Annotated in this window: 9 protein-coding genes; all 9 read right to left on the bottom strand. The window is 41.6% G+C overall.

Annotation, left to right across the window (positions count from 1 at the left end):
* The 9 genes from nusA to frr all read right to left on the bottom strand — a co-directional run bounded on the left by nusA (nt 1) and on the right by frr (nt 12,484).
* Nucleotides 1-1,110 carry a transcription termination factor NusA gene (gene nusA, locus AC0VYV_RS09995; protein ID WP_430242654.1) on the bottom strand — a complete coding sequence of 370 codons (1,110 nt, stop codon included), beginning with the start codon at nt 1,108-1,110 and terminating at the stop codon, nt 1-3.
* A 19-nt stretch (nt 1,111-1,129) separates the two neighbouring features.
* The gene (gene rimP / locus AC0VYV_RS09990; RefSeq protein WP_430242657.1) at nt 1,130-1,600 is read right to left on the bottom strand and encodes a ribosome maturation factor RimP; all 471 of its coding nucleotides are present in this window, start codon (nt 1,598-1,600) and stop codon (nt 1,130-1,132) included.
* A gap of 158 nt (nt 1,601-1,758) precedes the next feature.
* Nucleotides 1,759-6,048 carry a PolC-type DNA polymerase III gene (locus AC0VYV_RS09985; protein ID WP_475374786.1) on the bottom strand — a complete coding sequence of 1,430 codons (4,290 nt, stop codon included), beginning with the start codon at nt 6,046-6,048 and terminating at the stop codon, nt 1,759-1,761.
* Between the two features lie 80 nt (nt 6,049-6,128).
* On the bottom strand, nt 6,129-7,748 hold the full coding sequence (locus AC0VYV_RS09980) for a proline--tRNA ligase (RefSeq protein ID WP_475368918.1): 1,620 nt from the start codon (nt 7,746-7,748) through the stop codon (nt 6,129-6,131).
* A 42-nt stretch (nt 7,749-7,790) separates the two neighbouring features.
* Nucleotides 7,791-9,044 carry an RIP metalloprotease RseP gene (rseP, locus tag AC0VYV_RS09975; RefSeq protein ID WP_475367277.1) on the bottom strand — a complete coding sequence of 418 codons (1,254 nt, stop codon included), beginning with the start codon at nt 9,042-9,044 and terminating at the stop codon, nt 7,791-7,793.
* 15 nt (nt 9,045-9,059) lie between these two features.
* The gene (gene dxr, locus AC0VYV_RS09970) at nt 9,060-10,208 is read right to left on the bottom strand and encodes a 1-deoxy-D-xylulose-5-phosphate reductoisomerase (RefSeq protein ID WP_475374785.1); all 1,149 of its coding nucleotides are present in this window, start codon (nt 10,206-10,208) and stop codon (nt 9,060-9,062) included.
* Nucleotides 10,209-10,239: 31 nt separating this feature from the next.
* Complete coding sequence (locus AC0VYV_RS09965) at nt 10,240-11,046, bottom strand: phosphatidate cytidylyltransferase (protein ID WP_194221422.1); 807 nt, start codon at nt 11,044-11,046, stop codon at nt 10,240-10,242.
* 21 nt (nt 11,047-11,067) lie between these two features.
* Nucleotides 11,068-11,835, bottom strand: coding sequence for an isoprenyl transferase (locus AC0VYV_RS09960; protein WP_194221421.1), 768 nt, complete (start codon nt 11,833-11,835; stop codon nt 11,068-11,070).
* A 91-nt stretch (nt 11,836-11,926) separates the two neighbouring features.
* Nucleotides 11,927-12,484: a ribosome recycling factor gene (gene frr, locus AC0VYV_RS09955; RefSeq protein ID WP_194221420.1), complete on the bottom strand. Its 558-nt coding sequence runs from the start codon at nt 12,482-12,484 to the stop codon at nt 11,927-11,929.

The following is a 12,484-nucleotide window of genomic DNA, read 5'->3' as shown; positions in this document are numbered from 1 at the left end:
TTAATCTAGCTCAGAATCTTCCGCGTCATTCTCTTCGAATAGAGGAGCTTCATCAGCACTATAGATGCCAAGCTCTTCCGCTTCAGATTGACTCTTAATATCGATTTTCCATCCAGTCAGCTTCGCAGCAAGACGTGCGTTTTGGCCACGCTTCCCGATTGCAAGTGAAAGCTGATAGTCAGGTACGATAACTTGAGTCATTTTATTTTCTTCGTCTACATTTACTTTAAGTACTTTTGAAGGGCTTAGTGCATTTGCTACGTATGCAACTATGTCTTCAGACCAGCTTACGATATCAATTTTCTCACCTTTAAGCTCATTGACAATCGCTTGTACACGCTGACCACGCTGTCCTACACATGAGCCAACCGGATCAACTTCAGGATCTTCTGCGTGAACCGCAATCTTTGAACGATCCCCGGCTTCTCGAGAAATGGACTTTACTTCAACCGTTCCATCGAATATTTCCGGTACTTCAAGTTCAAATAAACGCTTAAGAAGACCAGGATGAGTTCTCGAAACCATCACCTGTGGCCCTTTGGTTGTTTTTTCAACTTTTGTCACATATACCTTGATACGATCATGGGAATGATACGTTTCGTTCGGCATTTGTTCACCTGCAGGGAGAAGTGCTTCGATACGACCGAGGTCAACATAAATAAAACGATGATCCTGACGCTGAACAATTCCTGTCATGATATCGTCTTCGCGTTCAATAAATTCGCTAAATATGATCCCACGTTCTGCTTCACGGACACGCTGAGTAACAACTTGCTTCGCTGTTTGAGCTGCGATACGACCGAAATTACGAGGCGTTACTTCAATTTCTACGATATCTTCTAATTCATATTGGCGATCAATGTCTTTCGCATCTTCAAGTGAAATCTCAAGACGAGAATCTTCCACTTCTTCTACGACATCTTTTCGAGCGAATACTCGGATCGAACCTGTATCCTGATTAAAGTCAACTCTAACGTTTTGCGCCTGATGGAAGTTTCGCTTATATGCTGAGATAAGCGCTGCTTCAATCGCCTCAACGATAATATCCTTGCTGATGCCCTTTTCTTTTTCAAGAATATTTAGCGCATCTAATAACTCACTACTCTTCATTTTTCATTCTCCCCTTTAATTAAAAAACAACCGCAAGCCTTGCGCTTGCTACTTTTTCATAAGGTAATTCTACCTTTTTAATTCTTGTTTTCACTCGCTGATCAATAACAACCATTTCTCCATCGAAGTCCGAAAGTACACCTTCAAAGCTCTTTTCACCATTAAATGGTTCATAGGTTGTAACATAGACTTGCTTGCCAACTGCCTTCTCAAAGTCCGTACGTTTTTTGAGCGGACGTTCTGCACCAGGTGAAGAAACTTCAAGGAAGTATGGTTGTGTAATTGGATCTTGTTTATCAAGCTGTTCACTTAGCTTTTCGCTAATTATCCCGCACTCCTCAATATCAACGCCTCGAGGAGAATCGATATAGACACGGAGAAACCAATTCTTGCCTTCTTGTGTGAATTCTATATCTACAAGTTCCAAGTTCATTTCATCTACTATTGGTTTTACTAGTTCTTCAGTAACCGTAATCACATTTTCGTTCATTGGTTGTCCTCCTTTCTGATCCTGTACAGCAGGGTCCCAATCGAAAACGAAAGAGTGGGATAGCCCCACTCTTCCGTCGCGTGTGTATTCACTAGTATTTCCACAATTACTATACCATACTCATATAACCAATTCAACAGAGAAGCGAAGGCGCCTCATTAGAATAAGCTGAGTTGATTCGCATCTGGAAGTCCTTCAAGACATCCATGATCATCCAAGTACTCAAGTACAGTCTTTGAAATCTTGCTTCGCTGCTGTAAATCTTCTTTTGATAAAAATTCACCGGCTTCTTTGGAGTTTTCAATATTGATCGCTGCATTCGTCCCTACTCCCGGAAGAGAGTTAAATGGAGGAATGAGCGAATCTCCATCGACTACGAATTCAGCCGCTTTTGATCGATAAAGATCTACTTTCTGCATGCGGAGGCCACGTTCTGACATTTCAAGCGCAATCTCCATCACGGTTAATAGGTTTTTCTCTTTCGGTGAAGCATCAAGTCCCTTTTCATTGATTTCTTCGATTTTTGCGCGAATCGCGTTGGATCCTTTCGCCATCGTATCAATGTCAAAGTCATCGGCTCTTACGGTAAAGTATGCTGCATAGAAAAGAATTGGATGGTGAACTTTGAAGTAAGCGATCCGAACAGCCATTAACACATATGCTGCTGCGTGAGCTTTCGGGAACATATACTTGATCTTCAAGCACGAATCAATGTACCAGTCTGGCACATCATGTTTCTTCATTTCAGCTACCCACTCTTCTTGCAATCCTTTCCCTTTTCGCACAAACTCCATAATTTTAAATGCGAGGGACGGGTCAAGGCCTTTGTAGATCAAATAAACCATAATATCATCACGACAACCAATTACTTCACTAAGGTTACAAGTACCAGCTTGAATCAATTCCTGTGCATTACCTAACCACACATCAGTACCGTGGGAAAGACCTGAAATCTGAACGAGCTCAGAAAATGTACTAGGTTTCGTATCTTCTAGCATTTGACGAACGAATCGTGTTCCGAATTCTGGGATTCCGTAAGTTCCTGTTTTACACATAATTTGATCCTGTGTCACTCCAAGAGATTCCGTTCCACTAAAGAGCTTCATCACTTCAGCGTCATCTGTTGGGATGGTTTTCGGATCAATTCCACTTAAATCTTGAAGCATACGAATAACCGTAGGATCATCGTGCCCAAGTATATCAAGCTTCAACAGATTATCGTGGATCGAATGGAAATCAAAATGGGTTGTTTTCCATGCGGATGTTTTATCATCTGCTGGGAACTGAATAGGTGAAAAATCGTAGATGTCCATATAATCAGGTACTACGATAATACCACCCGGATGCTGACCAGAGGTACGCTTTACTCCTGTGCACCCCGACACGAGACGATCAATTTCAGCCCCTCGATAGTGAAGGTCATGGTCTCCCATATATCCTTTTACATAACCGTACGCCGTCTTCTCAGCGACTGTACCGATTGTTCCTGCTCGGAATACATTGTCTTCTCCAAACAGTTCCTTCGTATAATTATGGGCACGCGGCTGATATTCCCCGGAGAAGTTCAAATCAATATCGGGTACTTTATCACCTTTAAACCCAAGAAACGTCTCAAACGGTATATCATGTCCGTCTTTTGTAAGAGGTACATCGCAATCTTCGCATGATTTGTCTGGAAGATCGAACCCTGATCCTACAGAACCGTCATCAAAGAACTGTGACTTCTTACAAGATGGACAAACATAATGAGGTGGTAATGGGTTCACTTCAGTAATTTCAGTCATAGTGGCAACAAATGAAGAACCTACAGACCCACGTGAACCAACGAGATAGCCGTCGTTTAGTGACTTCTTAACTAGCTTATGAGAAATCAAGTAGATAACGGCGAATCCATGACCAATAATACTTTTTAGCTCTTTTTCAAGTCTCTCTTCCACTATTGTTGGCAGTTCATCACCATAAATGCTTCGAGCCATATTATAGCTCATCTCACGCATTTCTTCATCGGCACCTTCAATACGAGGTGTGAATAGATCATCTTTGATCGGTTTAATGTCATCGATCATGTCGGCTACTTGCTGTGGTTTTTGTACGACAATTTCCTTCGCTTTATCTGCCCCAAGAAAATGGAAGCAATCAAGCATTTCGTTCGTCGTTCTAAAATGAACCTGAGGTAACGTTTGGCGATTTAATGGGTTACCCGCCTGTGCTTTAATAAGAATTTTACGATAAATATGATCCTCTGGCTCGAGATAATGAACGTTACCAGTAGCGACGACTGGCTTATTTAACTTCTCACCAAGCTTTACAATCTTACCAATAATTTCACGCAACGCCATTTCATCTTGAACAAGTTCTTTCTCGATTAAATGCATGTAATTTTGTGGCGGCTGCACTTCCAGATAGTCATAAAACTTCGCGATGTCCTCTACTTCTTCAGGTGACTTTTGCATCATCCCTTCAAAAACTTCACCCTTGTCACAGCCTGAACCGATCAGCAGACCTTCGCGGTATTTCTCAAGCTTAGAACGAGGAATACGTGCAGTTCGGTAGAAATAATCAATGTGAGAAAGGGAAACGAGCTTGAACAAGTTTTTTAAACCTACGTCATTTTGCGCCAATATGATCGTGTGCGATGGACGCGTACGTTGGAAACCAGTTTGCCCCATATTATCATTCAGCATATTATGGTTTGTAATTTCACGCTCAAGTGCATCTTTCACCAATTTCCACAATAAATACCCTGTTGCTTCCGCATCATAAATCGCTCTGTGGTGCTGAGTAAGGTCGATATCAAACTTTTTACAAAGCGTATTTAAGCGATGGTTTCGCATTTCCGGATATAGAAAACGAGCAAGCTCAAGGGTATCAATTACTGGATTTGTTGCTTCTCCTAACCCAATATTACGTAACCCTACATTCAAGAAGCCCATATCAAAGCTAGCATTGTGAGCAACAAGAATGTCATCTCCCATGAATTCGTGGAAGTCTTTTAAGACGTCTTCAATTTCAGGGGCGTTCATGACCATATCGTCCGTAATCCCCGTTAGTTCAATGGTTGTTGAGGAAAGAGGATGATGCGGATTAGCAAATCGCTCAAACTTATCAACGATTTCTCCATCTTTCAATTTCACTGCTGCTAACTCGATAATTTTATTATAAACAGCCGAAAGTCCGGTTGTTTCCACGTCAAAAACAATGTAAGTACCCGTTTCAAGGTCACGATCAGCTTCATTGTATGCCATCGGTACCCCATCATCCACAAGGTCTGCTTCTAAACCATAGATAACCTTTATACCGTTCTTTTGTCCTGCTGCATATGCATCGGGAAATGACTGTACAACATTATGATCCGTAATGGCGATAGCGGGATGTCCCCATTTAGCTGCTTGTGTAATCAGTTCCCCTGTTGAACTGACGGAGTCCATTTGACTCATTTGCGTGTGAGCATGTAGCTCGATACGCTTTTCATCCTCAGGCGCCTCATCTACTCGTAAATCAGGTTTGATTTCAGTTAAGTCGTTTCCGATCATAACAAGATCGCGTACAAACGTATCATTCTGGATCCCACCGCGTACTTTCACCCAGATTCCTTTTCTTACTGCTTCTAAAATCGGAACATCTTCTTTATCGCGGGAGAACATTTTCACAAGGATTGAATCCGTGTAGTCCGTTATTTTAAACGTTAATAGCGTTCGTCCACTTCTAAGCTCTTTCGTTTCAGCATGGAAGACATAACCTTGAACAGCAATGCGTCGTTCTTCGTCCTGAATAGTTTCGATTGGTACTGGATCTTCTTTGATCTTGTAACCAATGACAAGAGAATCTGGAACGTTTTTACTTGAAGATTTATCTGCCTTTTCTTTTTCGATCAAGGCTTCCATCATTTTAGATTGATCTTCTTGTTGTTTTTGTTCAACAAATTTTTGATAATCCTGTTCAGAAGCCTTAACTTCTACTTCAAGCATGTACTTCGGAAATCCAGCGTGCGTATAACATTCTGACAAAGGACCAGATAGCTTTCGTCTTGCGATTGCAGCTTCCGTTTCATTACGAACCGATACAATAAGCTTATTTCCACTTATTTTAGGCGTTTGACTTTTCAATACAGCTGTTAGGGATGCCGAATGCTCTTTCATCAGTTCAGCGACATTGTCCCAGTATGCCATTGCTAATTCTTCATTTCCTCCACTATCTGTGGAGATTCCGTAAGTCACTGTAGCGATGTGCTTTAATCCATCTTGCAGACGACTGCGAAATAGTTCATATACATGAAACGGAAGAACGTCTGGAAAATGAAAATCAAAATGCCATTTTCTCGTTTCTTTGTATACAGTTAATTTCGAAATGTACCCATCTCTAAAATAATCAACGAATTTATCAGGAATCGATATTTGTTGAAGGAGCAGTTGGAGACGTTCTTTTCTTATGTTTAAATCCTGGTCCATTCAATTGTTCCTCCTTCTTAAAAATGCGTAAAGGTAACGAAAAAAAAGGTGGAAGGTACCACTGGCACCTATCCACAATTTTAGTTCATTTGTGTTAAAAGCTGCTGGATTGTCTCGTTCAAGTTATCAACTGATACTTCAATTGACTCTCCAGTATCTCTTCGCTTCACTTCCACGATCTCATCGTTTGCTTTCTTACCAACGATTACGCGTAATGGAAGACCGACGAGATCCGCATCTTTAAACTTCACACCTGCACGCTCTTTTCGATCATCGTAAAGAACATCATAACGCTCATTCTGTAGAGATTCATATAGACGATCTGATAGAGCTGTTTGATCAGCATCTTTCACGTTGATTGTAATCAAGTGAACATGAAATGGTGTTACAGCAAGAGGCCATTTCAGCCCATTGTCATCTGCATTTTGCTCAGCGATCGCGGCAAGCGTTCGTGAAACGCCGATCCCATAACAACCCATCATAATAGGCTTAGCTTTCCCGCCTTCATCAAGATAAGAAGCGCCCATTGTTTCACTATATTTTGTTCCTAACTTAAACACCTGGCCAATTTCAATGCCTTCCGCAAAAACAATCGTTCCATTGCCATCTGGAGAAGGATCTCCTTCTTGAATAAAACGAAGGTCTTCATAACTTGTAATGGAAAGGTCTCGATCTGGATTAACATTCTGATAAGCATGTTTACCACTAATTGATCCGTTGACGATGGCTTTAACTGCATTGTCTGCAATAACCTTGCCGTTAAATTCTTTCACATCAACTTCTTCATTCAAGACTTCTACGATGTCCGTTGCGAATAGGTGCTTAACCTTGATGTCATTTAATTCATGATCCCCTCTTACAAGAACAAGAACGGTCTCATCTTCTACCTTGATAAGAGAAGTACGGATATGGCGTTCTAACGAAGCCTCGCCTTCCCCTTTAGTTAAAGGTGCCTCTGGCTCGTCCGATTTCTCATACGCTACATGAACTTCTGCCATTTCAATATTGGCAGCGTAATCTGAAGAATCACTATATGCGATCGTATCTTCCCCAACGCTAGATAATGCCATAAATTCTTCTGTATCTTTACCACCCATTGCACCCGAATCAGCCACAACAGGACGAAAATTCAAGCCCAGGGTACTAAAGATTCGACTATAAGCACTATGCATATTATTGTAGGCTTCATCAAGCTGTTCTTCAGAAGAATGGAAAGAGTAGGCATCTTTCATAATAAACTCTCTTCCTCGAAGCAAACCAAAGCGTGGACGACGCTCATCACGATACTTTGTTTGAATCTGATAAAGAGTCACCGGCAATTGCTTGTATGATTTCAACTCATCGCGAACAAGACTTGTAATTAACTCCTCGTGAGTAGCACCGAGAGCAAAAGGTCTACCGTGGCGATCCTTTAGTCTCATTAGCTCAGGACCGTAAACGTCCCATCGCCCCGTTTCCTGCCATAGCTCAGCAGGTTGAATCGCTGGCATTAATAATTCCTGTGCACCAGTTTCATCAAGCTCTTTTCGAATGACTTCTTCAATTTTCATTAGTACTTTCTTTCCTAATGGTAGGTATGAATAAATACCTGAAGCATTTTGACGTATAAAACCCGCTCTGACAAGGAGCTGATGACTTTTAATTTCGGCATCAGCTGGATTATCTCGAAGGGTTGGATTAAAATATTTAGATTGTTTCATCTACTGCACCTCATTTCATTCTTAAAACGGGTCCCGTGGCTCCTATAGGAAGAAGCGTTGGATATCATTCCATGTCACTACTAGCATGAGTAACATGAGAAACGAAAAGCCAATAAAGTGAACTAAGCTTTCCTTTTGCGGATCAATTGGCTTGCCACGTAACGCTTCCACACCGATGAATAGTAGTCTTCCTCCATCAAGTGCAGGAAGTGGCAATAAGTTAAAAATACCAAGGTTAATACTTAAGAAACCAGCCCATCTCATGAGAACATAGAGCCCTCCAGATGCAGCTTCTTCTGTGTAACTATAAATTCCTACAGGTCCTGAGAAAGCATCGATGGAAAGCTGCCCCGTTACAAGCTGGCCAAGTCCTACGAATATGGCCTTTCCGAATTCATACGTTGATGTAAAACCAAAAACGATAGAGTCTAAGAAATCCACTTGATATTCTGGGGAAACCCCAATACGACCAACAGATTGATTTTCAGAAAGCTCTTGTTTTTCTGGAGTAATGGATAAAGAGACCGATTCACCTTCACGATCTACTTTAAATCCTAGTTGATTATTTGCGTTATCCTGAATAATAGACGTCATCTTATTCCAGCCTGTTATTTCAGTCCCATTAATTTCAGTAATAACATCACCATTCATCATACCGGCTTGCTCAGCTGGACTGCCTTCAACGACTTCGTTAACCTGGCTCGTTGGCGTCCCTTGTAATAAGCCTAGCGTGATGAAAATAACAATCGCAAGTAAAAAGTTCATAACTGGGCCAGCAAAAATGGCCAGGAAACGGTCCCAAAGCGACTTTGAACCGAATTGACGATCAAACGGCGCAATCTGAAACTCAGATCCATCCATCACATAATGAGATGTTTCATCAATTGAGAATACCGTAGCTGGTTCATCTTCGTCTTCGTATCCTTTAATATAAAGCCCACGCTCAAGGTCGGCTTCTTCAACCGTTACTTCTTTTAAATTAGGGTAAGCTGATTTTTGATTGATAACAATCTTTTCAACTTTATTCTGATCATTAAACAGAAGCCCAACACGCTGTCCAGGTTTCAATTCAATCATTTCAGGATCTTCGCCGGCCATTCGAACAAATCCACCGAGCGGCAGAAGTCTGATCGTGTAAACCGTCTCACCTTTCTTGATTGTGAAAATTTTCGGTCCGAAGCCTATGGCGAATTCTCGGCACAAGATTCCTGCACGTTTTGCCAGGAGCAAGTGACCCAATTCATGGAAAAAGACAAGTGCTCCGAATATGATAATGATCGAAATCACAGTATTCATATCCACTTACCACCTTTATTTAATTAATGACTGAACTCGTAATCTTGTTTCAGAATCTACAGCAAGAATTTCTTCAAGCGATGCATTTTGAACGATACTGTGGTTTTCCATCGCCTGTTCTACGAGCTCTTCGATCGTTAAGAAATCGATCTTTCCCTCCAGAAATGCTGCAACGGCCGTTTCGTTTGCCGCATTCATGACGGCTGGGAGTGAACCACCGGCGCGGCCAGCTTCATAAGCTAACTTTAATGCGCGGAAGCGGTCGTAATCAACCTTGTCAAAATGTAACTTACCAACTTCCCATAAGTTTAACCGTTTTGCATTTCTGATTTCAAGTCGATCAGGATAGCTAAGTGCATACTGAATTGGAATTCGCATATCCGGAGTACCTAGATGGGCCATGACACTACCGTCTATGTACTCTACCATCGAGTGAATAATACTTTCTTTATGAAGCAATACATCAATCTGATCATAAGGTGTTCCAAACAGCCAGTGCGCTTCAATCACTTCAAGGCCTTTGTTCATCATTGTAGCTGAATCAATGGTAATCTTAGCACCCATGGACCAGTTCGGATGATTTAAGGCATCATTCACACTAACTCCTACAAGTTCTTCACGTGTTTTATCACGGAAGCTTCCACCTGATGCTGTAAGAATGAGGCGCTCCATTTGATCTTGTTTTTCACCATTCAAGCATTGAAACAATGCTGAATGTTCGCTATCTACTGGCAGAAGGGCAGATCCATGTCGTTTGGCTGCCTCTGTTACGAGATGCCCAGCAGTTACAAGCGTTTCTTTATTTGCAATAGCAATCGTTTTTCCCTGTTCAATCGCTGAAAGGGTCGGAGAAAGTCCGATACTGCCGAGAATAGCATTTACAAGAACGGTTGAATCGTGATGACAGGCTACTTCTAGCAATCCTTCATCTCCATAGACAATCTTTGTCTTTCTTGAAATTGTTCTTCTGAGCGAGTCAGCATCTTCTTTCTTTTGAACAGATAATAGCTTTGGCTTAAATTCCTCTGCTATTTCCACCGCTTTTTGAACATTTTTCCCTACTGAAACAGCTACAAGAGAAAACATGTCAGGGTGCATTCTCACAATGTCGAGAGTCTGAATACCGATAGAACCAGATGCTCCCAATAAGCTTATTTTCTTCAAACGACCCGTTCCTCCAATCTACTCTGTTTCATCAAACCAGGTTAAGTAAATGCAGAAGAGGGAGAACGAATATTAGACTATCAAATCGATCAAGTATCCCTCCGTGCCCTGGCAAGATACTGCCTGAATCCTTCACTCCGTAATGACGCTTGAATGCTGATTCAACAAGGTCACCTATCTGTCCAAAAACAGAAGTTAGAACGGAGACGATCAAAACAACTATCATGGAATCATACACCGGATAAATCAATTGAAAAACAACGCCAACAAGAACTGCCATTACAACGCCGCCAACTGCACCTTCAACCGTTTTGTTCGGAGATATATGAGGCCATAGCTTTTTCCTTCCGAGCGATCGTCCTACAAAATATGCGCCAGAGTCAGACGCCCATATAAGAAAAATAATGAAAAATAAATGAATCATACCATCTAAATTATTTTCTCCCAGGTACCGTGTCGCTGTAAAATAATAGAAACCTAGACCGACATATAACGAAGCCATCATAATAAATGAACTTTCATCAAAACTATACTTATTCTTCGTAAGGACAGTCATAGCAAGCAAAATAAGCAAGCCGAAGAACAAGAGGTCAATCTTGGTGAATACAGACGACGTCAATGACGCAATCCAGTCGTCAGGCATAACAAGAATCCACGTTCCGACGATAGCAAGTAATCCAGGAAGTGAAACCAATGTGATTTTCTTCATTAGTAACAGTTCGACCATTCCAACAGTGGCAACAAGCGCCATCAAAATGATAAATGGCCAGTCTCCTACAATAATCATTCCTAACAAAAGGGCGCCAAAAATCACACCCGTAATAACACGTTGTTTCATTACGTTAATGTCCTCCTACACTTACACCCCGCCGTAACGTCTTCCTCTTCGCTGGTATTCCTGTACGGCCTCAATAAAATGGTGCTCTGTAAAATCAGGCCAAAGAACTTCCGTAAACCAAAGTTCAGTATAAGCTAACTGCCAGAGCATAAAGTTACTTAAGCGAATTTCTCCGCTTGTCCTTATTAATAAATCCGGGTCCGGGTACTGGCTACTGAGTAAATACGAAGAAATCTTCTCTTCCGTAATCTCTTCTTCCGTCAGTATCCCCTTTCTTACATCACTTAATAACCGCTGCATCGCTGTTTTCATTTCATGACGACTACCATAGTTAAGCGCGAAGTTAAGAATGAGTCCGGTATTGTCTTTCGTCTCTTTCACTGCCTTGCTTATGGCTTTGAACGTATGGGGGGGCAGCTGTTCTCGTTCTCCCATAATTCTAACTTGAACGTTCTGCTCGATCAATTCTGGCAGGTGGCTAAGTAGAAATTGCTCAGGGAGCTTCATTAAAAAGTCTACTTCTTCCTTTGGTCGTTTCCAATTCTCGGTCGAAAAGGCATACAGGGTTAAATATTGAACACCCAGATCATTCGCCTTTCTTACGATTTTCTTTACAACCTTAACGCCTTCACGGTGGCCAGCCACACGCGGGAGACCTCGCTTCTTCGCCCAGCGTCCATTGCCATCCATAATGATCGCAATATGTCCTGGGATATTTGCAGATGTGTTAATTTCTAAATGTTCCTCATCTTCATTCTTTCTCATCCAGTTCGAGAACTTCCCAAGCATTGCAAATCCTCCATTGTGTCACTTACTTAACAAAAAAACCCCCTGTGGGAAAAGAGGGTCCTTTTATTATCTTATTTTACATGTTATTGAATTAGACTTCCATGATTTCTTTTTCTTTATCAGTCGCAACACTGTCAGCTTCAGCTACATACTTGTCAGTAAGCTTTTGGACATCGTCGTTGCCACGGCGAAGCTCGTCTTCTGTAATATCGCCATCTTTTTCTTGTTTCTTTAACTCATCATTTGCATCGCGGCGAATGTTGCGAAGCACGACTTTGCCTTCTTCCGCATACTTCTTAACGAGTTTCACAAGATCTTTACGACGCTCTTCTGTTAGAGCTGGAATCGTTAGACGAATAACATTCCCATCATTTGAAGGTGTTAAGCCAAGATCTGATTTAAGAATTGCTTTTTCGATCTCGCCGATTGAAGTCTTATCATAAGGTTGGATTAGTAGCATACGTGCTTCCGGAACAGAAATACCAGCAAGCTGGTTAACTGGTGTTGGAGCACCGTAGTAGTCAACTTGAATTTTATCAAGTAGAGAAGCATTTGCTCTTCCAGCTCTTAGTGTTGCTAGCTCACGCTTCAAGCTTGAAATTCCATTCTGCATACGTTCTTCAGCGTTTTTCAAGATTTCTTTCGTCAT

Source organism: Anaerobacillus sp. QJM3NY_17, from assembly GCF_056173665.1.
Note: the sequence above shows the minus strand (reverse complement) of the source record. Positions and strands in the feature narration are given on the sequence as shown.